The organism is Micromonospora sp. CPCC 206060 (genome assembly GCF_036906895.1).
Taxonomy (GTDB): Bacteria; Actinomycetota; Actinomycetes; order Mycobacteriales; family Micromonosporaceae; genus Micromonospora.
In genome coordinates this window covers 18,114-44,605 of the sequence record NZ_JBAKHU010000052.1, presented here as the reverse complement: position 1 = coordinate 44,605, position 26,492 = coordinate 18,114, and the positions used below count along the sequence as shown (strand labels likewise).

Below are 26,492 nucleotides of genomic sequence, written 5' to 3'. Positions count from 1 at the left end.
CCGCCAACACCGACCGCACCACCGGCTCCACCACCGGCACCGCATCCACCAACACCACCGGCAACTCAGCCGGGGAGAGGCAGGAGAGCCGGGCGTCGCCGTCCACCTCGGCGGTCATCGCCTCCAGCACGGCGCGGTACATGCCGCCGAGCCGGGTGAGCGTCTCCGGGGTGAGGTGGCGCCGGCTGGCCAGCAGGGTGACGAAGCCGAGCCGGCTGATCACCCCGAGCGGGAACTCGGTGGGACTGTCGTCGATCGAGTCGGCGTAGTCGATCTCCTCGGTGTCGATCTGGTGGAAGTCGTGGAAGCTGAACCGGACGTCCAGCATCCGGCCACCGTCGCCGGCCTCGCGCTGGAGCGCGGACAGCGGGTACCGCCGGTGCGGCCACAACGCCAACTCGGTGGCGAAGGTCTGCCGGATCAGCTCCCGCCAGGTCGCCACCCGCGCGTCGTGCCCGAACGGCACGGTGTTCAGGTGCATGCCGTACACCCGGTCGGCACCGGCGACCTCGGGCCGGATGTTGCAGACCAGGCCGGTGAAGAACCGCTCGGCGCCGGTGAGCTGGCTCATCACCTTCAAATGCGCGGCCAGCATCACGGACTTGAACGGCACCCCGAGGGTGCGGGCCAGGCCGCGCAGCGTGGGTTCCAGGTCGTGCAGCGGTACCCAGTGCTCGTGCTTGACGCCCTCGTCGACGCCCGGGTCGGCCCAGGAATCGGGCAGGGCGAACCGCTCCCGGCCGGCGAGCGCCCGGTGCCAGAAGTAGCGGTCGGTTCCCTCGCGGGTCGACCGCAGTTCGGCGGCGACCGCGTCGGCGAACCGGACCGGCGGGGTGGGCCGCTCCTGCACCGGCAGCCCGTCGCGGATCCGGTGGTAGTCGCGGACCACCTCCATCATCAGCGAGTGGTAGCTCCAGCCGTCCAGGATGGGGTGGCACTCGGTGAGGGTCAGCCACCAGCCGCCGTCGGCGCAGACCCGGGCGTGCAACCGGAACAGCGCGGGCTGGCCCAGGTCGAACAGGTTGGCCCGCTCGGCGGCGATGAAGTCGCGTAGTTCCTGCTCCAGGGCCGCCCGGTCGGTGGCGACGGCCCGGTCCATCGCCACCGGCATCTGCGCGGTGGCGTGCACGAGCTGCATCGGCACCGAGTAGCCGGTCAGGTCGAAGGAGGTACGCAGCACCTCGTGCCGCTGCACCAGCAGGTCGGCGGCGGCTCGGAACGCGGCAAAGGAGAACTCGCCCCGGTCGGGAATCCGGTAGGTGGTGACGTTGTGGTACGGGTTGCGGTCGTCGTCGGCGAGCAGTTCGACCAGCATGCCGAGCTGCGCCTGGGTGCACGGGTAGGCGTCGACGATGCCGTCCGGCAGGGCGGCCCGGTCCGCGTCGGAGATCAACTCGAACGGGGCGACCGCCGGCTCCGGTGCGGCCGGTGCGGGCCGGCCGGTGAGGAACTCGGCCAGCTCGGCGACGGTCCGCCGTTCGAAGAGGTCCCGGACCTCCACGTCGAAGCCGGCGGCCTGGAGGCTGGTGGCGAGCGCGACGGCCCGGATGGAGTCGCCGCCGATGTCGAAGAAGCCGTCCTCGACACCGATCCGCTCCACGCCGAGCACCTCGGTCCAGACCCCGGCGATCCGCTCCTCCACCTCGGTACGCGGGGCCAGGTAGGGCCGGTCGGTGGCGGTGAGCCGGCGGTCCGGGGCGGGCAGGGCCCGCTTGTCGAGCTTGCCGTTGACGGTCAGCGGCAGCCGGGCCAGCGGCACGAACGCCGTCGGGATCATGTAGTCGGGCAGGGTACGGGCCAGCGCGGCCCGGATCTGGGCCGGCCGGAGCAGTTCGGCCCGCTCGTCGAGGACCGAGTACGCGACCAACCGCCGCGCTCCCGGGGTGTCCTCCCGGACCACCACCACCGCCTCGCGTACGCCGGGCAGGGCGGCCATGGCCGCCTCGATCTCGCCCAACTCGATCCGGTAGCCCCGGATCTTGACCTGGTCGTCGATTCGGCCGAGGAACTCCAGGCTCCCGTCGGTACGCCGCCGGGCCAGGTCACCGCTGCGGTACAGCCGGGCGCCGGCCGGCCCGTACGGGTCGGGGACGAACCGTTCGGCGGTCAGCGCCGGCCGGTCGAGGTAGCCGCGTGCCACCCCCGGCCCGCCGACGTGGATCTCCCCGGCGACACCGACCGGTACCGGGTTGCCGTGCCGGTCGAGCAGGTGGATGGCGAGGTCCGGCAGGGGTCCACCGATCAGGCTGCCCGTCCCCTCGACCAGGTCACCGGGGGTCAGCTCGTGGCAGGTGGCGTGCACGGTGATCTCGGTGATGCCGTACATGTTGAGCAGCCGGGGCGCGGTGAGCCCGCGCCGGGTGACCCACGGGTCGAGGTCGGCGAACTCCAGTTTCTCGCCGCCGAAGACCACCGCGCGCAGCGCGAGCCGGTCGATCCTGGGGTCGCCCTCGCGGGCCAGCCGGACTAGGCCACGGAACGCCGACGGGGTCTGGTTGAGCACGGTGACCCGCTGGGTGACCAGCAGGTCCAGGAACTCCTCCGGGGTACGCGCGACCTCGCGGGGGACGACGACCAGTTTACCGCCGTAGAGCAGGGCGCCCCACAGCTCCCAGACGGAGAAGTCGAAGGCGTACGAGTGGAACAGGGTCCAGACGTCCGACGGTCCGAACCCGAATTCGTCCTCGGTGGTCGACATCAGCCGCAGCACGTTGCCGTGGGTGAGGCAGACGCCCTTGGGGCGGCCGGTGGAGCCCGAGGTGTAGATGACGTAGCTCAGGTTGTCCGGGCCGACCGGCACGGCGGGTGCGGTGCCGGGCCGCTCGGCGAGCGCGGTGACGGTGCCCGGCTCGTCGAGCACCACCACGGTCCCGCCGAACCCGGCGAAGCGTTCCCGGTGGGCGGTGTCGGTGACCACGATCCCGACGTCACCGTCGTCGAGCATGAAGGCCATCCGGTCCGCCGGGGTACCGGGGTCCACCGGCAGGTACGCGGCCCCGGACTTGAGGACCCCGAGCAGGGCGGCGACCAGGTCCAGGCCCCGGTCCAGGCAGACCGCGACGAGGCGTTCCGGGCCGGCGCCGAGGTCCCGCAGGTGCCGGGCGACCCGGTTCGCGGCGGTGTCCAGTTCGGCGTACGTCCAGCTCCGCCCGCCGTGCACGACGGCCGTCGCGTCCGGGGTGGCGGCTGCCGCAGCGGCGAACCGGCCGTGCACGGTGCCGGTGACACCGGTGGTGGGCCGGGCCGGGACGGGGGTGACCGCCGCCAGCTCGGCCGCGTCGAGCAGGGTCAGCTCGGAGATCCGGGCGCCCGGGTCGACGCCGACGTGGCCGAGGAGCCGGCCGAGGTGACCGGCCATCCGCTGCACGGTCTGTGTGTCGAAGAGCGCGGTGGCGTACTCGATGTGCCCGCGCAGCACCCCGTCGGCGCCTTCGATGACGTGCAGGGTGAGGTCGGTCTTGGCGGTCCGGGTGGGCGGCCAGACCGCCTCGGCGGTGATACCGGCCGGCCAGTCACCGGCCGGGGCGTCGTCCTGCAACGTGAAGGCGACCTGGTAGAGCGGCGTGCGGGAGAGGTCCCGGTCCGGTTCGAGTTCGTCGACCAGCAGCGCGAACGGGGTGTCGGTGTGGTCGAAGGCGTCCAGCACGGTGGCCCGGGTCCGGGCCAGCAGGTCGGTGAAGGTGGGGTCGCCGGTCCAGGTGCCGCGCAGCACCAGGTTGTCGACGCCGTACCCGACCAGCCGTTGCAGCTCGGCCCGGCTGCGCACCGAGGTGACGCTGCCGACCGGGATGTCGGTCCGCCCGGTGTAGCGGGACAGCAGCGCCTGGAACGCGGTCAGCAGGGTGACGAAGAGGGTGGTGTCGGCGGCCCGGGCCACCTGACGCAGCGCGGCGGAGAGGTCGGCGGGGAGCGCGAACGGCACCGAGGCGCCCCGCCAGTCCCGCACCCGGGGTCGGGGCCGGTCGGTGGGCAGCTCCAGTGGGGTGCTGTCGGCGAGCTGGTGGCGCCAGTAGTCGAGGTGCCGGTTGAGCGGGTCACCCCGGAGCCGGTTGCGCTGCCAGGCGGCGAAGTCGGCGAACTGCACCCCCGGCGGCGGGAGCGCCGGGTCGTCGCCGAGGGCGTACCCGCCGTAGAGCCGGGCCAGGTCGTCCATCAGCACCGCCGTGGACGGGGCGTCGCAGGCGATGTGGTGCACCGCGATGACCAGTAGGTGCTCGTTGGCGCCGAGGCGCAGCAGGGTGGCCCGGACCGGCCACTCGACGGCCAGGTCGAAGCCGATGTCACCGAGTTCGGCCATCAGCTGGTCGGCCCGCCCGACCCGGTCGGCGGCCGGCAGTTCGGTCAGGTCGACCAGCGGCAGTTCCTGGTGCCGGGGGGAGTCGACGACCTGCTGCGGGGTCAGGTCCCGCAGGGTGTACCGGGTACGCAGGATCTCGTGCCGGGCGAGCAGGGCGTCCCAGGCGCGGACCAGGGCGCGGTGGTTCAGCGGGCCGCGCAGCCGCAGCGCCGACGAGACCAGGTATTCGGCGCTGGCCGGATCCATCCGGTTGAGGAACCACATCTGCTGCTGCCCGAAGGAGAGCGGCAGGTCCCCGGAGCGGTCGACGGTGGGGATCGGGCTGCGGCGGCCCGTGGTCCGGCCGGCCAGCCGCCGCCGGACGAGTTCCTCGCGCAGGTTCGGCTCGTTCGCGGTCGCGGTCATGAGTGGTGCTCCTTGGTCTGCCGCAGTTCTTCGGTCAGGTCGGCGTCGGGCAGGGCGTCCACCTCGGCCCGGATCAGGTCCTCCACCGCGGTCGCCAGCGCCTCGACGGTCGGCTGCTGGAAGACCAGGCGGATCGGTACGTCAAGGTCGAACTCCTCCTGGAGCGCGGCGACCAGCCGGGCGGCCAGGACGGAGTGCCCACCGAGGGCGAAGAAGTTCTGCCGCACCCCGACCACCGGTACGGCGAGCAGTTCCTGCCAGATCGCGGCGATGCGTTCCTCGACGACGGTGCGGGGGGCCACGGGGGTCTCCCCCGCGTCGCCAGCCGGTTGCGCCGAGGCGAGCAGGCTGAGCAGGGTGGCCCGGTCCACCTTCCCGTTGGTGTTCAACGGGAGTTCCGGCACCGGGACGAACCGGCCCGGGATCATGAAGTCGGGCAGCAGCCGGGCGCAGTGCCCGGCCAGGTCGGGGGCGTCGCCCCGGTAGAAGGCGATCAGCCGGTCGTCGTGGACGACGACGGCGGCCTGGCGTACCCCGGGGTGTTCCTCCACGACCGCGCGGACCTCACCGAGTTCGACCCGGTAGCCGCGTACCTTGACCTGGTCGTCGGCCCGGCCGACGAAGTCCATGGTGCCGTCGGGGCGCATCCGGACCAGGTCGCCGCTGCGGTAGAGCCGGCTGCCCGGTGGGCCGTACGGGTCGGGCAGGAACCGGTCGGCGGTGAGGTCCGGCCGGCCGGCGTACCCGGTGGCCAGGCAGGCGCCGCCGATGTACAGCTCGCCGACCGCGCCGACCGGCAGCAGGCGCAGCTCGTCGTCGAGGATCCGCACGACGGTGTTCGCCATCGCCCGGCCGATCGGCACGATCTCGGTGGTCTGCGGTTCGGTGACCGGGTGGGCGGTCATGATGACGGTGGTCTCGGTCGGGCCGTAGCTGTTGGTCAGGCCGCCCGGTCCGAGCCGGTCCAGCCACCGGTTCGCGGTGTCCCTCCGCAGTACCGCACCGGCGGTCCAGATGAGTCCGGAGAGCCGGCCGGCCTGCGTGTCGTCGAGCTGTTCGGTGAGCAGTTCCAGGTGCGGCGGCGTCATGATGAACCGGTCGAACGGTCCGGCCGCGGCCAGCAGCCGGCCGAGTTGGGCGATGTCCAGGTCGGCCGGGAGCAGGGTGACCGCCTGGCCGCTGGTGAGCGGGCTGAACAGGTTGGGAATGGACAGGTCGAAGGCGATCGTGGTGAACAGCGGGGCACCGTTGCCCTGCCCGGCCCGGGATCCCCGGTCACCCCGCGCCTCGGTCTCGGTGGCGCAGGCCAGGAAGTTCGACACCGCCCGGTGGGAGAGCAGCACCCCCTTGGGGCGGCCGGTCGACCCGGAGGTGAACAGCACGTACGCGGTCTGCTCCGGGTCGGTGGCCCGGTCCGGCCGGCTGGTCGGGCCGGCGCCGATCATCAGCCGGTGGGTGTCGGTGTGCAGGGTCGGCACGTCGAACCGGGCGGCGTACCCGGACTGGGTGACGGCGAGCCGGGCGCCGGCGGTGTCGAGCATGTGCCCGATCCGGCCGGCCGGGTAGGACGGGTCGAGCGGGAGGACCGCCGCGCCGGCCTTCCAGGTGCCGAGGATCGCCGCGACGAGGTCCGGTCCCCGGTCGAGCAGGACCGCCACCACGTCACCCCGGGCGGTACCGGCCCGGAGCAGGTGGTGGGCGAACCGGTTGGCCCGTTCGTCGAGGGTGGCGTACGACGTGGTCAGTCCGTTGTGCCGGAGCGCCACCGCGTCGGGGGTACGGGCCCGCTGGGCCTCGAACAGGTCGCAGACGCCTGCCGCCGGCCGGGGCACGTGCCGGCCCTGCACGCCGTGCAGCAGGTGCTCGCGCTCCTCGGGCGGTAGCAGGTCGAGGTCGCCGAGCCGGTCGTCGGGCCGGGCCACCGCGGCGGTGAGCAACCGGACGAAGTGGTCGGCCATCCGGCGTACCGTCACCTCGTCGAACAGCGCGGTGGCGTACTCCAGGGTGCCGGTGTACGAGCCGTCGGGGCGGGGCCAGACGTGCATGGTCAGGTCGGTCTTGGCCACCTGCGCGGCGGCGTGCAGGGCGGCGAGCAGGGCCGGGTCGTCGGTCGACTGACCGGTGATGCCGCCCTCCTGCACGTTGAGCATCACCTGGTAGAGCGGGGTACGGGACAGGTCCCGGTCGGTGACCAGTTCCTCCACCAGCCGCTCGAACGGCAGCTCCTGGTGGGCCAGGGCGGCCACCGTCCGGTCCCGGACGGTGGCGACCGCTGCGCGGAAGCTGACCGCCGGGTCGAGGGTGCAGCGGAGCACCACCGGGTTGAGGAAGACTCCGGCGACCTGTGCCACCTCGACCGGGCGGTTACCCGAGGCGGGGGCGCCGACCGGGATGTCCCACTGCCCGGTGTACCGGCCGAGCAGGGTGGCGAAGCCGGTCAGCAGGGTCATGAACGGGGTGGCCGTGCAGTGCCGGCCCAGTTCGGTCAGCTCGGCGGCCAGGTCGGCCGGCAGTTCGAAGGCCACGTGCGCGCCGTGCGGGTCACGGACCGGCGGGCGGGGCCGGTCCGCCGGCAGGGTCAGCTCGGGTACGCCGGCCAGTTCCGCCCGCCAGAAGTCGAGTTCCCGCGCGACGAGCCCGTCGGTGAGGTGGCGGTGCTGCCAGGCGGCGTAGTCGGCGTACTGCACGGTCAACGGCGCCAGGTCGGGGGTACGGCCCGCGGTGAGGGCGGCGCAGCAGTGCCGAAGGTCCCGTTCCAGTACGGCGGCGGTGCCGGCATCCGAGGCGATGTGGTGCAGCGCCATCAGCAGCAGGTGGTCCTGCCCGGCCGAGGTGACCAGGGTGGCCCGCCACAGTGGACCGGCGGCCAGGTCGAAGCCCTCGCGCAGTTGCGCGTCGACCAGGTCGGCCAGCGGGACCTCCGTGGCGTCCCGGATCACCAGGTCGACCTCGCCGGGTGGCGCGGCCTGCTGGCGCGGCTCGCCGTCGACGACCAGGTAGCGGGTCCGTAGTGCCTCGTGCCGGGCCTCCAGCGCGGCCAGGGCGGCCCGGACCGTCGCCGGGTCGAGGGTGCCGGGCAGCCGCAGGTAGAGCGGCACCACCCATTCCGGGCTGGCCGGGTGCAGCCGGTCCAGCAGCCAGAGCCGACGCTGGGCGGCGGAGAGCGGCAGCGGACCGGTCCGGGGCACCGGTACCACCGCTGCGGACGCGGCGGTGGCCGGGGCCGCCGGGTCCGTGGTGGCGCGGGCCTGTTCCAGCAGGGCGGCCTGCTCGGCGACCGTGGTCGCGGTGAGCAGGTCCCGCAGGTCGAGCCGGATACCGGACTCGGCGGCGAGCCGGCCGGCCAGCCGGATGGTCACCAGCGACGATCCGCCGAGCTGGTGGATGTCGTCGTGCACGCCGACCTCGTCGACGTCGAGCAGCGCCTGCCAGACCCGGGCGACCAGGCGTTCGGCCTCGGTACGCGGCGCCTGGTGGTCCGGCCGGTCGGCGGTGTCGACCGGGGGCAGCGCCGACCGGTCGATCTTGCCGCTGCTGGTCAGCGGGAACTCGTCGACCGGCACGAAGACCGCCGGGACCAGGGGTTCGGGCAGCCGGTCGGCGAGGAAGGCGCGCAGTTCGGCGCCGGTCAGCGGGCGCCGGCTGGCGACGTACGCGGCGAGCTGGCGGGGGGCGCCGGGCTCACCGGTGGCCACCACCACGGCTCTGCGCACGTCGGGGTGGGCGGCGAGGGCGGCCTCCACCTCGGCCGGTTCGATGCGTACCCCGTTGACCTTGACCTGGTCGTCGGAGCGGCCGACGAACTCCAGGGTCCGGTCGGAGCGCCAGCGGACCTGGTCGCCGGTGCGGTAGAGGCGGGTGCCGGGCGGGCCGTACTCGTCCGGCACGAACCGGTCGGCGGTCAGGTCCGGCCGGTTCAGGTACCCCCGGCCGAGGCCGGCACCACCGACGTAGAGGTCACCGACCACGCCGATCGGTACCGGCCGCCGGTTGCCGTCGAGCACCTGGAGCCGCAGGTTGTCCAGCGGACGACCGATCGGCACCGGCCCGGACCGCTGGTCGGGGTCGACCGGCTGGGCGGTGACGTCGATGGCGCACTCGGTCGGGCCGTAGGTGTTCCACACCCGCACCCCGGGCACGGCCAGCAGCCGCTGGCAGAGTTCGGCGTGCAGCGGCTCACCGGCGGAGAAGACCAGTCGCAGGGTGTGGCAGCGTGACCAGTCCGCCTCCTCGACCAGCAGTTGCAGTACCGACGGGACGCCCTGGAGCACGGTGGTCCCGGACCGGATGATCTCGGCGACCAGCGCGGCCGGGTCCCGGTCCGCCCCGTCCGGGGCCAGGACGACGGTCGCCCCGCAGATCAGCGGAGCGAAGAACTCCCAGCCGGCCGCGTCGAAGCTGACCGGGGTCTTCTGGAGCACCCGGTCGCCGACGGCGAGACCGGGCCGCCGGACCGTCCAGGCCACCCGGTTGCCGATCCCCCGGTGGGTGATCACCACGCCCTTGGGCCGGCCGGTCGAGCCGGAGGTGTAGAGGACGTAGGCGGCGTGGTCCGGGTGGATCGGCACCACCGGGGCGGTGTCCGGGCCGGCCGGGATCCGGTCGGCGTCCAGGCAGACCACCCGGGTCGGCCCGACCAGGCCCTCGTCGAGCAGGTCGACCTGGGTGAGCAGGACGTCCACCCCGGTCTCCCCGATGATCCACCGCCGTCGGTCCACCGGGTGGGTCGGGTCCAGCGGCACGTACGCGCCACCGGCCCGCCACACCGCCAGCAGCGCGACCACCAGGTCGACCCCCCGACGCAGGTACACGCCGACCAGGGACTCCGGGCCGACCCCGAGCCCGACCAGGTGGTGCGCGAGCCGGTTGGCGCGGCGGGCGAGGTCGGCGTAGTCGACCCGCTCGTCCCCGGCGATCAACGCGGTGGCCTGCGGCGTCGACGCGGCCTGACGGGTGATCAGTTCCGACAGGACGACCGGTTCGGCGCTGTCCGGGCCGGGCGCCGCTACGGTGGACAGGGGGGTGCTCATCGGGGCTCCTCCGGGGTGGGGATGGGGCGTGGGTGGACCGGCCAGCCGGCCGTTCCGCCGTCGCCGTCGTCAGGCGGCCACCGGGCCGTCGCGGACCGTCAGACGGTCGCCTTGCCGTCCATGCGCTGGCGCAGGCTCGCCGGCCGCATGTCGGTCCAGATCTCGCCGATGCGGGCCAGGCACTCGTCGCGGGTACCCGTGGTGCCCTCGGCCCGCCAACCGGCCGGCAGGGCCCGGTCGCTCCACCAGATCGAGTACTGCTCCTCGTCGTTGAGCACCACCAGGTAGCTGCGGTCGTCGTCGCTCATGTGTTCTCCCTCGTGGGTTCCGCCGCCGCCACGGTGGCGGCCGGCACGGGTACGAAGTCGTCGATCCGCACGCCCAGGCCCCGGCTCGCCGCGACGGTGCGGACGTGTTCGGCCAGCGCGATGTCCAGCACCCCGAGACCGAACGGGGAGACCACGACCGGCCCGTCCCCGGGCGGCGGGGCCGCGCCACCGGCGAGCCGGCCGATCGTGGTGTGAATGAAGTCCCGGCCGCCGGTCGACTGCTCGGCCAGGTGCAGGGAGGTGCGTTCCCGGCAGACGTGGTCGGGGTCGTCGACGACGTTGCGGGCGGCCAGCAGCGCCGCCGGGTGCAGGTCCCGCAACGACAGGTGCAGCACCACGGCGTCGGACGGGCAGGCGGCGAGGTCCAGGTGCGGTTCGCTGGCGGTGGTGGCGATCGAGGTCAGCCGGTGGGCGGCGAGGGCCCGCTCGGCGCGGTCCACCACGGTGACCGTGGCGTTGGGCAGCAGGGTCGCCGCGTCGGCGGCGAAGGCGGCGGCCCGGCGCGGGTCGGTGTCGTGCAGGGTGAGGGCGGGCAGCGGCCCCAGGGTGACCGTGAGGAAGCGCAGCACCTCCCGGTTGATCAGTCCGCAGCCGATCAGCGCCACCCCGTCCGGTCGGCGGGCGGCGGTCAGCAGGTCGGCGGCCAGGGCGGCACTGGCGGCGGTACGCCGGGCGGAGATGACCGACCCTTCGATGAGCGCGGTCGGCGCTCCGGTGTCCAGGGAGTTCAGCACGATGGCGGCGCTGGCCCGGTCCAGCCCCCGGTCGATGTTCGCCGGAAACGACGATATCCATTTCATGCCGGCGGACGGCGGTTCCGATCCGAGGTACGCCGGCAGTCCGATGATGCGGTTCCGGGGGGCGTCGGGAAAACGTAGGAAAACCGAGTGCGGCAGGCTGGTCCGGCCCTTTTCGTGCCACAGGTACGCCTGCCGGACCAGATCGACGACCCGCGCGTCGGCACCGTCGAGAACGTCCCGGACCACGGCGTGTCCGATGATCAGCATGCGTCGCCTTTCCACAGATGGGTGACCTCGCCGAACTGTCCGGTCACCCACTGGTCGGAATAGATGGTGTCGAGATAGCGGTCACCGTTGTCGGGGAAGATCAGCACGCTGGTCGCCCCGGCCGGGAGGTCGGCGATCCGGCGGCGCAGGGCGGCGACGGTGGCCCCCGACGAGCCACCGGCGAGGATCGCCTCCCGGTCGGCCAGCAGCCGGCAGCCGACCACGCAGTCCAGGTCGGAGACGTGCAGCACCTCGTCCGGTGCGGCCCGCTCGGCCAGCGGCGGCACGACGGAGGCGCCGTGCCCGGGGATCAACCGGGGTGCCGGGGGCTGGCCGAAGATGGCGCTGCCCACCGCGTCGACCGCCACGATCCGGGTCGGGTACCCGCCCTCGCGCAGGTAGTCGGCGCAGCCGACCAGGGTGCCGCAGGTGCCGGTGGCGCAGAACAGGTAGTCCACCCGGCCGTCCAGCGCGGCGATGATCTCCGCCATGGTCTGCCGCTGGGCGCGGGCGTTGAGCGGGTTGGTGTACTGGTCCGGGCGGTACGCGCCGGGCACCGTCTCGACCAGTTCGCGGACCCGGCGACGCCGGACCGGCAGGTACTCGCCGGTCTCCGGGTCGGGATGCTCGATCATCTCGATCTCGGCCCGGTACGCGGCGAGCACCGCGAGGTTCTGCCGGGTGGTCTTCGGGTCGACCACGCAGATGAACCGGATGCCGTAGTACGCGCAGACCTGGGCCAGCCCGATGGCGAGGTTGCCGGAGCTGGACTCGACCACCACCGACCGCCCCGGCTCCAGTTCCCCGGATTCGATCCGGCCGCGCAGCATGTTCAGCGCGGCCCGGTCCTTGATGCTCCCACCGGGGTTGAACTGTTCGAGTTTCGCGTACACCCGGGAAGGGGATCCGGGAAACAACCGGGACAGCCGCACCAACGGCGTGTTGCCGACTGCGGAGAGAATTCCGTGATCCATTCCAGCCCCCTTTCCGGGTGTCGCGGAAATGCTGCCGGCGGGCGCTATAGCGGCCCTATATCCCGGCCCTGACTGGGCTTTCAGCTCATGCCGAGTTCGAGCAACAGCCGCTGTTCGGCGTCGTCCACCATGGACACGTCGGCGACCACGGCGCCCGGGTCGGCGCAGGCGGTGCCGAGCAGGTCCAGGTACCGGTCGAGCAGCCGGCTGACGGTGTCGGCGTCGAACAGGTCGGTGTCGTAGTTGAACTCGGCGAACAACGAACCGTCCGGCCACTGGTAGACGGTCACCGCCAGGTCGAACTGGCCCTCGTCGTACGGCAGTGGCAGTTGCCGGATCTCGTGCCCGACGAAGCCGTGGCTGGTGTCGGAGAGGGTGTCGTCGGCCTGCCGGGCCAGCAGGGTGAAGGTGATCCGGACCAGCGGGTCCCGGTCCGGTCGGGCCGCCTGCACCAGCGGCAGCGGGTAGGCGGCGTGCGCCGTCCCGCTGGTCACCTGCTGTCCGGCCGACGCGATCGCGTCGGAGAAGGTGGTGCCCGGTGGGAAGGAGGAGCGCAGCACGATCGGGTTGACCAGCAGTCCGACCACGTCCCGCAGGGCCCGGCTGCGCCGCAGCGACGCCGGGCAGCCGATGGTGAACTCGTCCTGCCCGGTGTACCGGTACAGCAGCGCCTCGAAGACGCCGAGCAGCACGGTGAACGGGGTCACCCGGGCGGCCACGGCGGTGGCCCGGACCTGCCGGGTGAGATCGTCCGGCAGGGTCCGCGCCACGGCTGCGCCCCGGTACGAGCGGTGCGCGGGGCGCGGCCGGTCGGTGGGCAGCAGGGCGGCGGTCGCCCCGGCGCAGGTACGTGCCCAGTGGTCGGCCAGTTCGGCGCGGCGGGGACCGGCGAGCATGGCCCGTTCCCGGGCGACGAACTCGTCGTACCCGGTCAGCGGACTCCAGTCGAACCCGACGCCGTTGCGGAGCAGCCCGTACGCGTCGCCGAGGTCACGCCAGACGATCCGCTGGGACAGCCCGTCGGTGGCGATGTGGTGCACCACGACCACCAGCACGCAGTCGGTGCTGCGCCGCAGTACCGTGACCCGCAGCGGGCCGTCCTGCTCCAGCCGCAACGGTCGTTCACCGACGGTGCGTACCAGGTCGATCAGGTCGGCGCCGTCGATGTCACCCGCCTCGATGACCTCGACCCCGCCGAGTCCCGGCGGGCAGACCAGCCGGACGGGCCCCGCCCCGGTCTCGGCGAACCGGGACCGGAGCAGGTCGTGCCGCTGTTGGAGGGCCGCGACGGCGTCGGAGAGGGTGTCCAGGTCGAGGGCCGGCTCGGCGACCACGGCGGACATGACGTTGCTGGTGGGACTCTCCGGCGCGAGCCGGTACAGCGCCCAGAGCGCCGCCTGACCGGTGGACAGCTCCCGGGTGTCCCCGCCGCTGCCGGTCACCGTGCGCGGAGCACGAAGTCGGTCAGGTCGCGGACCCGGACGAAGCTGCCGACCTCCTCGTCCGGTACCTCCATGTCGAAGTGCACCTCGGCCGCGCCGAGCAGGTCGACCAGCTTGAGCGAGTCGAGGCCCAGTTCGACGAAGGTGTCGTCCGGGGAGATCGGTCGGTCCACGTCCTCGGTCATCAGCTTGCGGGTGAGCCGCTCGACATCGGCCGACACCTGGTCAACGGTCATGGTCATGGTGGTCTTCCTTTCCAGAGGTGGTACGGGAGGGGCGGGTCAGGGCATCCGGACGACCTGGCCGGCGTAGGCCAGGCCGGCGCCGAAGCCGAGCAGCAGTACCTTGTCGCCGGGCCGGGTCCGACCGCTCTCGTGCAGCCGGCTCAGCGCGAGCGGCACCGACGCGGCGGAGGTGTTGCCGGTGTCGACGACGTCGACGGCGACCTTCTCCTCGGGGATCTCCAGGATCTCGGCGAGCTGCTCGATGATCCGCAGGTTCGCCTGGTGCGGTACGAACCAGTCGATGTCGGAGATGTCGAGCCCGACCTTCGCGCAGGCCTGCCGGGCGACGGGTGGGACGTTCTTGGTGGACCACCGGTAGACCAGCGGGCCGTTCATCGAGGCGTACTCCTTGCCGTCGGCGCCCCACGTGGTGCCGAGGATCGGCGCCCGCCGGCCGTCGCTGCCCCAGACCACCGGGCCGATGCCCTCGGTTCCGGACCGGGAGATCACCGCCGCGCCGGCCCCGTCGCCGAAGATGACGTAGGTGGCCGGGTCGTTCGGGTCGATGAACTCGCTCAGGTGTTCGGCGCCGACGACCAGCACGTTGCGGGCCTCGCCGAGCCGGACCGCGTTCGAGGCGAGCGCCACCGAGTAGGCGAACCCGGCGCAGGCCGCGTTCAGGTCGAAGGCACCGGTGGCCGGAATGCCGATCCGGTACGCGACCTCCGGTGCGCCGCCGGGGATCCGGTCCCGCTTGGTAGCGGTGGCGAGGATGAGCAGGTCGACCTCGGACGGGTCGACGTTCGCCATGGCCAGGGCCTTGCCGCCGGCCTCGGCCGCCATCACCGGCACGGTCTCCTCAGCGCTGGCCCGGTACCGGGTCCGGATCCCCGTGCGTTCCTCGATCCATTCCGGAGTCACCTCCGTACGCGACGAGATGTCCGGGTTGGTGACCACCTGATGGGGTCGGTACGCACCGAGCCCGGTGATCGCCGAACCGAAGATGTCCGACATCGTTCTCCCTTCGTCAACCCGGCGGGCAGCCGCGTCGACGGCTACCGGGAGGGAGTCTGGCCAGGTGGCCTCATAGCGGCTCTACATATCGAGCGCCCATAGGAAACGCATAGCCGGTCCGCGCAGCCTGCCGACGGCGGGCACCGCCGGTACCTGCCGACCTGCGGTGGGCCGAAGCAGGAGATGCCCCGCCCGACCGGGAAGGCCCAGGGTGAAGGACTTCAACGACAAGGTGGCGGTGGTCACCGGCGCCGGTTCCGGCATCGGCCGGTCGCTCGCCGTCGAGTTGGCCGCCCGGGGCGCCCGCCTCGCGCTCTCCGACGTGGACGACGAGGGGCTGCGGGAAACCGTACGGCGGTGCACCCAGCGCGGTGCGCGGGTGCGCGGGTACCGGCTGGACGTGACCGACCGGGCCGCCGTACTGGACCACGCCGGACAGGTCGGGGCCGATTTCGGCGGAGCCGACCTGGTGGTGAACAACGCGGGCGTGACCCTGCTCGCCTCGGTGGCCGACATGGCCTGGGAGGACCTGGAGTGGGTGATGAACGTCGACTTCTGGGGCGTCGTGCACGGCACCCGGGCGTTCCTGCCGATGCTCACCGCCGCCCGCGGCCACCTGGTGAACGTCTCCAGCATGCTGGGGCTGGCCGGCGCACCGATGCAGAGCGGGTACAACGCGGCGAAGTTCGCCGTCCGGGGCTTCACCGAGGCGCTCGCCCAGGAACTGCGCGCCGACCGGGTCCCGGTCGGGGTGAGCTGCGTGCACCCCGGTCGGATCCGGACGAACATCATGCGCAACGCCCGCAACGACGGGCTCCGTGACTACCGCACGGTACGGGAGCAGTTCGACCGTACGGTGACCGTGACCCCGGAGTACGCGGCCCGGGTCATCCTGCGCGGGGTGACCCGGAACCGGCAGCGGATCCTCATCGGCGCGGACGCGTACCGGCTCGATGTGCTGACCCGGCTGTTCGGCCCGGCGTACCCGAGGATCACCGCCGGACGGGGCCGGTGACCGGTCGCACCCGCCGGTCACCGGCCCCGAGACGTGCCGGGGCCCGCGTCCCGGTCACATCGACAGGCCACCGTCGACGGTGAGCACCTGCCCGGTGAGGTACGACGCCCGGGGCGAGACGAGGAACGACACCACCTCGGCGATCTCCTCGGCCTGGCCGAGCCGGCCCAGGGCCACCCGGTCCCGGGCGATGGCGGCCAGTTCGTCGGAGAGGCTGGCGATCATGTCGGTCTCGATGTAGCCGGGGGCGACCACGTTGGCCCGGATCCCGTACCGCCCGACCTCCTTGGCGAGCGCCCGGGTGAAGCCGATGACCCCGGCCTTGGAGGCGGAGTAGTTGGTCTGCATCGCGTTGCCGGCCACCCCGGAGACCGAGGAGACGGTGACGATCGAGCCGGCGCGCCGCCGCATCATCCGCCGGATCACCGACCGGCAGAGGTGGTACGTGCCGTCGAGGTTCACCTCGATGACCGAGCGCCAGTCGGCGTCGGCCATCAGGGCCAGCGGCCGGTCCCGGATGATCCCGGCGACGCTGACCACCGCGTCCGGATCGCCGAGTTCCCGCTCGACGGCGCCGACGAAGTCCTTCACCGCCGCCGGGTCGGCCACGTCGACCATCATGGCCAGTACCCGGCCACCGTCCGCCTCGGCCTCCTTGACCACCTGCTCGGCGGCCTCCCGGCTGGCCTGGTAGCACATGCCCACGTCGTAGCCGTCCCGGACGAGCTGGCGAACCACCGCCCGGCCGATACCCCGCGACCCCCCGGTGACCAGGGCGACCGGCCGCCCGTCGACGGCGCTCACGCCGCCCCACCCGCGACCGCGGCGACCGCCGGTCGGGACGGGCGCAGCGACTCCGCCGGACGCATCGCACCGACCAGCCGGCCGATCCGCATCACCACCTGCGGACCGACCACGCTCTCGCCGGTGACGAACGCCGTGTCCGCGACCAGCCGCTGCATGGTGACCCGGTGTTCCACGGTTTCCCCGGGCAGCACCGGCCGGCCGAACCGGACGTGTTCGAAAACCCCGGCGACCGGTACCCCGTCGGTGAGCACGTCGGGCATCGGACGGTCGTGGCGGATCAGCACCAGCGCCGCCTGCCCCCAGGACTCGATCAGCAGCGACATCGGCAGCGGCCCGTCGCCGGTGTGCGTCAGCGAGCCCACCAGCCAGCGCCGGGGCACCAGTTCGGTGACCCGGTCGACCAGCAGCATCGGGGGGCGGTGCGGGATGATCCGCTTGATCTCCTCGATCCCCATCATGACGGTCACTCCTCGTTCCGGTAGCGCAGCAGGATCTCCGCGACCGGGGTGCCCGCGACCGCGACGACGCCGCTGTGCAGATCACCGTCGCGGCGTACGGTCACGACCAGTTCCTCGTCGCAGTCGACCGGCAGCAGGAACCGGCAGCACACGACCTCGTCGAGGACCAGGTGCGGGACCGCCTCGACCACGGCCCGGTGCACGAACTCGAAGATGTGCACCCCGGGCAGCAGCGGGAATCCCGGGTAGTGCCCGGCGAAGACCGGGTCGGCCAGGTCGGGACGGATCCGGGCCACGATCCGGTCCGGGTCGGCCTGCTCGATCCTCACCGGGGCGGTGGTCGCGCAGGCGCTCGATGTCACGGGCTTCACACCGGTGACCGTGCGGCCCCGGGCTATATCTTCTCTACACCCGGCGTCCGGCCGGTCCACCCGGGACGCTGCCAGGCCGGTCCACCCGGGACGCTGGCAGGCCGGTCCACCCGGGACGCTGGCAGGCCGGTCCACCCGGGACGCGGTCAGGCCGGTCCACCCGGGACGCGGTCAGGCCGGTCCACCCGGGACGCGGTCAGGCCGGCACGCCGCAGAGTGCGCCGCTACCGGCCACCAGCAGCCGGTCGGCCTGGTCGGCCTTCTCCCGGGCGAAGACCCGGACCAGGTCGTGGAACCGGTGCCGCTGCCGCCGCCCGCCGTCGGAGTCGACGATCTCCAGCAGCCGGGCGTCGACCAGGTGCTCGGCAACCTCCTCGCCGGCCTGCCGGGGGACCCCCAGCACCTCGGCGGTGGCCCAGCTCGGGAAGGCCGGGGCATCCAACAGGGCGAGCCGACGCAGCGCGAGCTGGCCCGGGGCGGCCAGCGCCAGGTAGCTGCCCTCCAGCCGTTCCCGGACGTCCATCGTGCCGAGACGCAGCTCGTCGAGGCGGAACCGCTCGTCGGCCAGCCGGTCGGCCAGGTAGCCGAGCGACCAGTGCGGGCGGGCCAGCAACCGCGAGCCGGCGACCCGTACGCCCAGCGTGAGCCGGCCGCACAGCGCCACGATGCGGTGCGCGGCGGCCGACTCCGCGCCGACCCGGTCCGCGCCGATGATCCGTTCGAACAGGGCGAGCGCCTGGGTCCGGTCCAGCGTGTCCACCTCGATCGAGGCGGCCCCGGCCAGTTCGGGCAGCCGGGTCCGGCTGGTGACGATCACCCGGCAGGCCGGGTCGCCGGGCAGCAGCGGTCGCAGCTGCGCGTAGTTCGCGGCGCCGTCGAGCATCACCAGCACCCGCCGGCCGGCGAGCTGGCTGCGGTAGAGGCGGACCCGTTCGTCCAGCCCCTTCGGGATCGCCGACTCGGGTTGGCCCAGACCGCGCAGGAACCAGCCGAGCACGTCGTACGGCTCCACGGCGTTACCCCGGGTGCCGCCGAGATCGGCGTAGAGCTGCCCGTCGGGGAACCCGGCCCGGGACAGATGGGCCGCGTGCAGGGCGAGGGTGCTCTTGCCGACGCCGGCCATCCCGGTCAGCAGCGCAACCGGCGGGCTGGCCGGGGGCGCCGCGGTCAGCACCCGGGTGAGCAGGTGCAGCTCGTGGTCCCGGCCGGTGAAGTCACCGACCCCGGGCGGGAGCATCGCGGGTCGTACCCCGTGCCAGCCCGACTCCCCCGTCACCCGGGCGGGCGCCACCGCCACCGGACCGGCCAGGATCGACCGGTACGCCTCGGCGAGTGCCGGGCCCGGGTCGACACCCAGTTCGTCGGCGAGTACCCGTCGTCCCTCGTGGTAGGTGGCGAGCGCGTCGGCCTGCCGGTCGCAGCGGACCAACGCGGTCATGAGCTGGCCGCGCAGCCCCTCGTGCAGCGGATGCTCGGCGACCAGTTGGGTCAGCTCGGGGACGAGCCGGACGTGCCGGCCCAGCAGCAGGTCGGCCTCGATGCGGCTCTCCAGTACCGCCATCCGCAGTTCCGCCAGCCGGTGCGACTCGGCACCGAGCAGGTGTTCGGTCACGTTGGACAGTGCCGCTCCGCGCCACAGGGACATCGCCGTGTGCAGCAGCCCGGCGGCCTCGCCGTGCCGGCCGTCGCGCAGGGCCTCCCGGCCGAGTTCAGCCAGCCGGCTGAACTCCTCGATGTCGAGTCGGGCGTGGCCGATCCGGAGCTGGTAGCCCGACCACTGGCGGACGATGTCCACCGTCGCGCCGAGGTACTTGCGCAGCCGGGACACGTAGTTGTAGAGCTGGGCGGCGAAGGTGGCCGGCGGGCGCTCGCCCCAGAGCAGCTCGCAGAGTCGGGTGTCCGAGACGCTCCGGCCGTCGGCCAACAGCAGCGCGGCCAGGACGGTCCGCTGCTTCGCGCCGTCCAACGCGACCTCCACCCCGTCTCGGAACGCACCCACCGGTCCCAGGACGCGAAACTCCATGGTTGGCTCCGTTCGTGTCGGCTGCCCACGGTCAACACAGTCGTCCGGAGACTCATCGGCGCTGCCCCGCAAAACATGCGTACGGCATACCTAAATTCACGCAGAGTCACCTCAGGCGATCTTGAAACTACCGACCGTAGGCGCTGGGCAGGCGGGCGGAGCCCCGCCGACGGTCCTGCCGACCGCCCGGCGCCGCCCTTCCGTCGCCCCACGGCCGCCTTCCCGTCGCCCCGCCGACCAACGCCGTCCGGGCCGGCACAGCCACCACCGCCAGCCCAGATCACACAAATGTGCGTGCTCTCCACGCATGAACTCCGCGTCCAGGTTTGGCACGGTGCTTCGGTGACCCCCACCGCAGCCCGTACTCCAGGCGGTGTCCACACCGGCGAAATGCCGGTGGACCCGCACTGGTGGGCCGGTGGGCTGGCGTTACACGAACGGTTACCCAATCCGGACGACAGTCACGCACCGTCATCAATCCCTCCGGCCCCGGCAAGGCCGGACAACAGCGACAGCGACCCGGCTCACGTCGCCGTCAACGACCCGGCGGACCGGGCCGGACAGCGGTTGGCGCAGTGGCGCGCCGAGCACGGGCCGGCACTGGCCCGGCGACTGGCCGACCTCGGGCTGACCGAGACCGGACTGCTCGCCCTGCTGGCCGAGAAGCGCAGCGGACTCGCCGCCCGCGCCGCCCGACCGCCCTGGGCGGAGACGGTGGAGGAGGCGCTGCGGACCGCGGCTCCCGCCGACCCGCCACCGCCGTCGGCCGACTGGCGGGCCGCCTTCGCGGTACCCCTACAGCCCTTCGTCGACGCGGCCGTGGACCGGCTGCTCGACACCGCCGACCGGCTGCCGCCACCCGACCGGATCGACCTCGCCGCCGTGACCCGGCAGTTCGCCGCGCGGCTGAGCCGCCGACTGGTCACCATCGCCGCCCGCACCCTGGTCGCGGAGCTGCACATCCGTCGGGTGGCCGGGCGGCTCTCCGGCGCCGACGGACACGCCCGGTTCGCCGACTTCGTCGCCCAGCTCACCGGGCCGGTCGGGCTCGCCGGGCTGGTCGGCGGCTACCCGGTACTGGCCCGCCTGCTCGGCCAGGCCAGCCGGTCGGCCGCCGACGCCGGCGCGGAACTGCTGTCCCGGTTCACCGCCGACCGGGCCGACCTGACCCGGACCCTGCTCGCCGGTGGTGACCCCGGGCCGCTCGTCGCGGTCGACGGCGATCTGGGTGACAGCCACGCCGGTGGGCGCTCCCCGGCGATCCTGACATTCACGGACGGCCGGCGGGTGGTGTACAAGCCACGCGACCCGGCCGCCGAGGTCGCGTTCAGCGGTTTCCTGGCCTGGCTCGGCGACACCGCGCCGGAGCTGGACCTCACGGCATCCGCCATCCTCCCCCGGGCCGGCTACGGCTGGACGGCGTACGTCGACGGTCGGCCGTTGACCTCCGTCGACGAGGCACGGACGTTCTACCGGCGGCAGGGCGCCCTGCTGGCATTGCTGCACGCCCTGCACGCCACCGACATGCACTACGAGAACGTCATCGCCCAGGGGGCCATGCCGGTGGCGGTGGACGTCGAGACCCTCTTCCATCCCGCGCTCACCGACCCGTCCGGGACCGGGGACCCGGCCGCCGACCTGCTCGCCGCCTCGGTGCACCGGACCGGACTGGTGCCGCTGATCGTGGTCGGCGACGAGGGCATCATGGACCTCTCCGGCATCGGTGGGGACCGTGGCTCGACCGCACCGACCGGCGCGGTCGACTGGGCCGACCCCGGTACCGACCGGATGCGACTGACCCGACGCGCGGTCACCTTCCCCGGCGGACTGAACCGTCCCCGGATCGGTGACACCGACCTCGATCCGACCGCGTACGGGGATGCACTGCGGGACGGCTTCCGCCGGGCGTACGCCACGATCACCGCGCACCTGCCCGGGTTCCGGGCGCTCGTCGGGTCCTGCGCGGACATCGAGACCCGGCTGGTGGTCCGCCCCACGTCGGCGTACCAGAGCCTGCTGGACGGGTCGACCCATCCGGACGTGCTCCGCGACGGGCTGGACCGGGACCGGCTCCTCGGTGTGCTGTGGGCCGGGCTGGACGGGGCGCCGTTCCTCGCCCGGTTCCCCGCCCGGGAGGCCGTCGCGCTCTGGGCCGGCGACGTACCGCTGTTCCACACCGCCCCCGGCAGTGGCGAGGTACGGTCCGCCGGTGACCCGCGGCCGGTGGCACGGCTGCCCCGCAGCGGACTCGACACGGTCCTGGACAAGCTCGGCTCGTGGGGCCGGGCCGACTGCCGGCAGCAGGAGTGGATCATCTCGGCCACGCTCGCCACCCGCCACCCGGGCACCGGCGCACACCACACCGGGCCCACCACCCACCCGGTCGACGGATGCCCGGCCACCGCCGAACGGCTGATCGAGGCAGCCCGGGACATCGGTGACGGGATCCTGGCCCGGGCGGCAACCGGCCCGGACCGGGTGAACTGGCTCGGTCTGGAACTGGTCGACGACCGGCAGTGGCTCGTCCTTCCGATGGGGGCCGGACTCGCCAACGGATACCTCGGGGTGGCCCTCTTCCTCGCCCAGCTCACCGACCTGACCGGGATCAGCCGGTACGCCGACACCGCCCGACGGGCCCTCGACGCGGTACCCCGGCTCTACGACCTGCTCGCCACGCGACCGGATCTGGTCGCCGCGATCGGCTGCGGCGGACTGTCCGGCTTCGGCGGCATCGCCTACGGGCTGGCCCGGCTGGCCACCCTGCTCGGCGACCCGGGCCGGGCCCGGTACGCCGGTACCGCGGTCGAACTCGCCGGCGCTGCGGTCGAGGCCGGTGCCGCGACCATGGGTACCCCGGCTCCCGGCGGTGGCGCACGGCCGGCCGGCTGGGCCGACGGCACCGCCGGTTGCCTCGCGGCGATGTCCGCCGTCCACGTCGAACTGGGTCTGGCGTCGGCGGCGGATCTCGCCACGGCCTGTGCCGACCGGCTCGCCGACCTGGTCCTGGCGGATGCCGGGCCGACGGCGGCCGGCTTCGCCGACGGTCAGGCCGGGATCGGCTGGGCCCTCGACCGGTACGTCGCCGGCCCTGCCGCCACCCGCAGGGTCGGCGGCTCCTACACCGCCGCCAGCACGACCAGCGGCTCCTACACCGCCGCCAGCACGACCAGCGGCCACGGAACGGCCACCACCGACGGTGGTGAGCTGTCTCGGCACGTCCGGGCCGCCCACCGGGCGCTCCGTCGGGCCGTGACCGCTGCCGGCGGGGACCGCCGACCGGCACCGACCGGATGGTGTGCCGGTGCCGCCGGCCTGACGCTGGCGGCCAGCCGGCTGCCCGGTGATCCGGTGGACCTACCGGGGGCCATGGTGACCGACCTCGCCGACCGCCCGCTCCTGCGTGATCTGGGCCTCTGCCACGGGGAACTGGGTGTCGCCGACGCACTGGTCGCCCTGACCGGTGACGGCGGGACACCGGCCGGCCCAGCCGGCACCGACACGGGGACACCGGCCGCCCGGCAGCGCCGGTACGGGCAGATCCTCGGCGCGGTCACCCGCTCGGACCCGCGCTGCGCGACCCCGGACGGGGTGCCCACCCCCGGTCTACTCACCGGGCTCGCCGGGATCGGGTACGGACTGCTACGGATCGCCGACCCCGGCCGGGTCCCCTCGGCGCTGCTGCTGGAACCGACACCCCGCCGGTCCCCGATGGTCCAGGAATCCCGGCCGGCCCACCTGGCTTGATCGGCTTGCCGGAACCGGTGACCGTCCGGTCGGGAGCGGTACGCCACCCCCACGTCCACTACAGATGATCCGACACAACAGGAGGAACAGCAGTTGTCTGAGAACCACCGCCCCGCCGTCACCGCAAACGGGGCCGAAGGGCAGTCACCGACCGCCGACCACCCGGCCGGCGCCCTGTGGGCACAGTCCACGGTCGCGTTCGGCATCCGGGCCGCCGCCCTCGCCAGCCTGGCCGTCCCCGTGGGTCTGGTGGCCGGCGGCTTCCTCGGTGCCGGCGGTGACGTCCAGCAGGTGGCTATGACGACCTGCTGTCCCACCCTCACTCTCTGACCGTTCGGTCACCGACGGCTCCCCTCCAGACCGACCGGACGGGGGCCGTCGGTGACCGAACGTTATTGGATCGCCCTGGATCTGCTCGGCTAACGTGCGGAGTTGTGTACCGTTCCTCGAAGCTGATCGGTCGGGACGCCGAACTCCGCGCGGTCCAGCACAGCCTCGAGTCGGCCCGGTCCGGGCGGGGGGGTGCGGTCTTCCTCGTCGGTGAGAGCGGCGTCGGTAAGTCCCGGCTCGCGTCGGCCGTCGTGGAGCTGGCCGCGACCCGGGGCATGCGGGTGATGCGGGGGCGCAGCAGCGCGATCGGTGCCGTGGTGCCGCTACGCCCGCTGACCGAGGCGCTGCTGTCCCTGCTGCGCTCCGGCCCGGTCGATCCCACGGCCCTCGGCCCGTACGGGCCGATCCTCGGCCGGCTGGTGCCCGACTGGGGGCGACCGTCGGCCGACCAGGAGGGTGCCTCACTGGTGATCCTCGCCGAGGCCGTCCTCCGGTTGACCGGGCTGGCCGGGCAGGACCGCGGTTGTCTGCTGCTCCTCGACGACCTTCAGGACGCCGACCCGGAGACCCTGACTGTCCTCGAATACCTGATCGACAACCTCACCCTCCAACCGACGATGCTGCTCGGCGCGATCCGGTCCGAGTCCTGCCCCGCCCTGACCATCGCCCGGGCCGCCGCCCAACGCGGCCAGTGCCAGGTACTGGAGGTGGGGCGACTCGACCGGGACGGACTGCGCCGGATGGCCGGGTCCTGTCTGGGTACCGGACCGGAGCGCCTACCGGCGGAGGCCACCGATCTGCTCTGGGCCGGCAGCGCCGGCAACCCCTTCCTCATCGAGGAACTCGTCGCCGGGATGGTCGACGCCGGGCTGCTGATCGGCGGTGACCGGGGCTGGCGGATGGCCGACGAGGTGCCGGCGGCCCTGCCTGCGACCTTCGCGCGCAGCATGACGCAGGGGGTGGCGGGGCTCGGCGACCAGACACGGGAACTGCTCTCGATGGGTGCCCTGATCGGCCAGCGCTTCCCTCTCGCCGTGGTGCAGGCGGCCGCCGGCCTTGCCGAACGTGACCTGCTCGACCTGCTGACCGGCGACTCGGCCGCACAACTGGTCACCGTGGACGACCAGCTCACCGAGTGGTACGCCTTCCGTCACCAGTTGACCCGGGACGCCCTGCTCACCCTGCTCGGACCGGCCGACCGTGCCGAACTCGCCCGGGCGGTGGTGCGCGCGGTGGAGACGATCTTCCCCGGCCTGCCCGGTGAGTGGTGCCAGGTCTCGGCGACCCTCCACCTGGAGGCCGACGATCCGGCCGCAGCCGGTCGGCTCTTCACCGAGGCGGGCCGCCGGGCGCTGGCGCAGGGCGCCGCGACGTCGGCGGTCGCCCTGCTCGACCGGGCGATGGGCCTGCTCGGCGGGGACGGTGCGGCGGCGGCCCGGGCGAACGCCCTGGAGACCCTGCTCTACGCCCTCGCCGAGGCGGGACTGGTGGAGCGGGCGCTCTCCTCGGTCGGCATCCTGGACCAGATCGGTGGTGTCGAACCCCGCCGGCGGGCCCAACTGCACACCCGCGTGGCCTGGGCCGCTGCGGTCGCCGGTCGCTCCAGCGACGCGCTGGTCCAGGTGGAGCGGGCCCGCCAACTGCTCGGGCCGGACGCCGCCGCCGAGGATCTGGCACCGATCGACGTCGTCGCCGCACACCTGGTACTCGACACCGCCGGCCAGGACCAGCTCACCACCGCCGAGGCGATGGCCCGCCGGGCCGCCACGGTGGCGGAGGCGGTACCGCTGCCGGTGGTCGCCTGTCAGGCCTGGCAGCTACTCGGTGCACTCACCCGGCACCGTGACCCGGACGAGGCGACCGAGTGCCTGGAGCGGGCCAGGACGGTCGCCGCCCAGCACCACCTGCCGATCTGGGAGATCCACGCCCTGATCCGGCTGGGCAACGACGACGCACTGCGCAACGCCGACCTGGGCCGGCTCGAACAGGCCCGGGAACGGGCCTCCCGGGCCGGTGCGGTCACCGCGCGGTACCAGGCGGAGGCGAGTCTGGCGCTGCACGCGATCCTGCACGGCGAGTTCGACACGGCGGGCGCCCTGATCAAACGGGTCCTGGCCGCCACCACCCGGCTGAAGCTGCTGGAGACCACCCAGTACGTGCTGCTGCTGCGCGCGGTGCTCGCCGGGCACCAGGGCCGGCGCCGCGAGATGGAGAGCGCGCTGACCGAGTTCCGCCGCTGGAGCGGTGACCAGGCGTTGCACGCACCACGGGTGCACGGGTTGGCCAGGACATTCTGCGCGCTGCTGGAGGAGGACCGGCCACGCGCCCTGGACGAACTGTCCCGGACGTTGACGGCCGAGGAGCAGAGTCCCACGGTGTTCCACCTCTCCGGACGGTACGGCCTGCATCTGCTGCTCCGGGCCATGTCCGGCGAAGTGGATCTGGCCACCATGGACGCGGTGCAGGCCGATCCGGCCAGCCGGCTGCGCTGGGACCGGCAGTTCGCCCTGTTCGCCAGGGCGGTCCTGCTCGGCCGCAGCGGCGCGGCGGACGAGGCCACCGCGACCATCAGTGAGGCGCTCCGGGTCGGCGCGCCGTACGCCACCGGGCGGCACCTGGCTTTGCGCCTGGTGTGCGAGTCCGCACTCGACAGGGGCTGGGGCAACCCGGTCGAATGGCTCCGCAGTGCCGAGGAGCACTTCCACCGCAGCGACGTACCGGCGGTGGCCAGCGCCTGCCGGGCCCTGCTCCGGCAGGCCGGGGTACGGGTGACGCAGCGCCGCAGTGGCGCCGGCGACATCCCCGCCGAACTACGGTCGGCGGGGGTCACGGTCCGGGAGTTCGAGGTGCTGCGGATGCTCATCGGGCGGTTGAGCAACCGGGAGATAGCCGGCCGGCTGCACCTGTCCCCGCGCACCGTGGAACGGCATGTCTCCAGCCTCATCATCAAGACCGGTCTGCCGAACCGGATCGCGTTGAGCGAGTTCGCCACCAAGATGGTCAGCAGCTGACAGGAGCGACC

General features: G+C 73.3%; 16 protein-coding genes. 4 read left to right on the top strand and 12 right to left on the bottom strand.

Translation table 11 applies throughout. The features are described from left to right. The 8 genes from V6U90_RS25205 to V6U90_RS25170 form a co-directional block, all read right to left on the bottom strand. Positions 1–4,702: amino acid adenylation domain-containing protein (locus tag V6U90_RS25205; RefSeq protein ID WP_334441437.1), on the bottom strand; the 4,702-nt coding region annotated here is incomplete at its 3' end. Beyond that, on the bottom strand, positions 4,699–9,732 hold the full coding sequence (locus V6U90_RS25200; RefSeq protein WP_334441435.1) for an amino acid adenylation domain-containing protein: 5,034 nt from the start codon (positions 9,730–9,732) through the stop codon (positions 4,699–4,701). The genes V6U90_RS25200 and V6U90_RS25205, both read right to left, overlap by 4 nt. A gap of 98 nt (positions 9,733–9,830) precedes the next feature. Beyond that, on the bottom strand, positions 9,831–10,040 hold the full coding sequence (locus V6U90_RS25195) for an MbtH family protein (RefSeq protein ID WP_334441433.1): 210 nt from the start codon (positions 10,038–10,040) through the stop codon (positions 9,831–9,833). After that, entirely contained in the window at positions 10,037–11,068 is a 1,032-nt protein-coding gene (sbnB, locus tag V6U90_RS25190; RefSeq protein ID WP_334441430.1) for a 2,3-diaminopropionate biosynthesis protein SbnB, read from the bottom strand. Before sbnB ends, V6U90_RS25195 begins: the two co-directional genes overlap by 4 nt. After that, a complete protein-coding gene (gene sbnA, locus V6U90_RS25185; RefSeq protein ID WP_334441427.1) occupies positions 11,062–12,042 on the bottom strand; it encodes a 2,3-diaminopropionate biosynthesis protein SbnA in 981 nt (326 codons plus the stop codon). The genes sbnB and sbnA overlap by 7 nt, the downstream gene beginning before the upstream one ends. Before the next feature lie 80 nt (positions 12,043–12,122). After that, positions 12,123–13,484: a condensation domain-containing protein gene (locus V6U90_RS25180; protein WP_334441425.1), complete on the bottom strand. Its 1,362-nt coding sequence runs from the start codon at positions 13,482–13,484 to the stop codon at positions 12,123–12,125. Then, positions 13,481–13,726, bottom strand: a complete 246-nt coding sequence (locus V6U90_RS25175; RefSeq protein ID WP_334441424.1) for an acyl carrier protein — start codon at positions 13,724–13,726, stop codon at positions 13,481–13,483. The genes V6U90_RS25180 and V6U90_RS25175 overlap by 4 nt, the downstream gene beginning before the upstream one ends. 39 nt (positions 13,727–13,765) lie before the next feature. Continuing rightward, positions 13,766–14,713 carry a beta-ketoacyl-ACP synthase III gene (locus V6U90_RS25170; RefSeq protein ID WP_334441439.1) on the bottom strand — a complete coding sequence of 316 codons (948 nt, stop codon included), beginning with the start codon at positions 14,711–14,713 and terminating at the stop codon, positions 13,766–13,768. A gap of 220 nt (positions 14,714–14,933) precedes the next feature. Between V6U90_RS25170 and V6U90_RS25165 the strand changes: the two genes are divergently transcribed. Further along, positions 14,934–15,737, top strand: a complete 804-nt coding sequence (locus V6U90_RS25165; RefSeq protein WP_334441422.1) for an SDR family NAD(P)-dependent oxidoreductase — start codon at positions 14,934–14,936, stop codon at positions 15,735–15,737. Positions 15,738–15,791: 54 nt separating this feature from the next. On the opposite strand, the gene V6U90_RS25160 is transcribed toward V6U90_RS25165, so the two are convergent. The 4 genes from V6U90_RS25160 to V6U90_RS25145 form a co-directional block, all read right to left on the bottom strand. After that, positions 15,792–16,541 (bottom strand): SDR family oxidoreductase, encoded by a 750-nt coding sequence (locus V6U90_RS25160; RefSeq protein WP_334441420.1) that lies wholly within the window; start codon positions 16,539–16,541, stop codon positions 15,792–15,794. After that, positions 16,538–17,002 (bottom strand): 3-hydroxyacyl-ACP dehydratase FabZ family protein, encoded by a 465-nt coding sequence (locus V6U90_RS25155; protein ID WP_334441418.1) that lies wholly within the window; start codon positions 17,000–17,002, stop codon positions 16,538–16,540. Before V6U90_RS25155 ends, V6U90_RS25160 begins: the two co-directional genes overlap by 4 nt. Before the next feature lie 5 nt (positions 17,003–17,007). Beyond that, the gene (locus V6U90_RS25150; protein WP_334441416.1) at positions 17,008–17,373 is read right to left on the bottom strand and encodes a hypothetical protein; all 366 of its coding nucleotides are present in this window, start codon (positions 17,371–17,373) and stop codon (positions 17,008–17,010) included. A 196-nt stretch (positions 17,374–17,569) separates the two neighbouring features. Further along, on the bottom strand, positions 17,570–19,396 hold the full coding sequence (locus V6U90_RS25145; RefSeq protein ID WP_334441414.1) for an AfsR/SARP family transcriptional regulator: 1,827 nt from the start codon (positions 19,394–19,396) through the stop codon (positions 17,570–17,572). A gap of 342 nt (positions 19,397–19,738) precedes the next feature. Between V6U90_RS25145 and V6U90_RS25140 the strand changes: the two genes are divergently transcribed. The 3 genes from V6U90_RS25140 (at position 19,739) to V6U90_RS25130 (ending at position 26,481) form a co-directional block, all read left to right on the top strand. Beyond that, a complete protein-coding gene (locus V6U90_RS25140; protein WP_334441412.1) occupies positions 19,739–23,140 on the top strand; it encodes a type 2 lanthipeptide synthetase LanM family protein in 3,402 nt (1,133 codons plus the stop codon). 93 nt (positions 23,141–23,233) lie between these two features. Continuing rightward, positions 23,234–23,470 carry a hypothetical protein gene (locus V6U90_RS25135; protein WP_334441409.1) on the top strand — a complete coding sequence of 79 codons (237 nt, stop codon included), beginning with the start codon at positions 23,234–23,236 and terminating at the stop codon, positions 23,468–23,470. Between the two features lie 104 nt (positions 23,471–23,574). After that, complete coding sequence (locus tag V6U90_RS25130; RefSeq protein WP_334441407.1) at positions 23,575–26,481, top strand: ATP-binding protein; 2,907 nt, start codon at positions 23,575–23,577, stop codon at positions 26,479–26,481. The last annotated feature ends 11 nt before the right edge of the window (positions 26,482–26,492 follow it).

Bases quoted from the DNA above. Each gene is read 5' to 3' on its own strand.
- V6U90_RS25200 (WP_334441435.1), bottom strand. From the start codon at position 9,732: ATGAGCACCCCCCTGTCCACCGTAGCGGCGCCCGGCCCGGACAGCGCC.
- V6U90_RS25195 (WP_334441433.1), bottom strand. From the start codon at position 10,040: ATGAGCGACGACGACCGCAGCTACCTGGTGGTGCTCAACGACGAGGAG.
- sbnB (WP_334441430.1), bottom strand. From the start codon at position 11,068: ATGCTGATCATCGGACACGCCGTGGTCCGGGACGTTCTCGACGGTGCC.
- sbnA (WP_334441427.1), bottom strand. From the start codon at position 12,042: ATGGATCACGGAATTCTCTCCGCAGTCGGCAACACGCCGTTGGTGCGG.
- V6U90_RS25175 (WP_334441424.1), bottom strand. From the start codon at position 13,726: ATGACCATGACCGTTGACCAGGTGTCGGCCGATGTCGAGCGGCTCACC.
- V6U90_RS25155 (WP_334441418.1), bottom strand. From the start codon at position 17,002: ATGATGGGGATCGAGGAGATCAAGCGGATCATCCCGCACCGCCCCCCG.
- V6U90_RS25145 (WP_334441414.1), bottom strand. From the start codon at position 19,396: ATGGAGTTTCGCGTCCTGGGACCGGTGGGTGCGTTCCGAGACGGGGTG.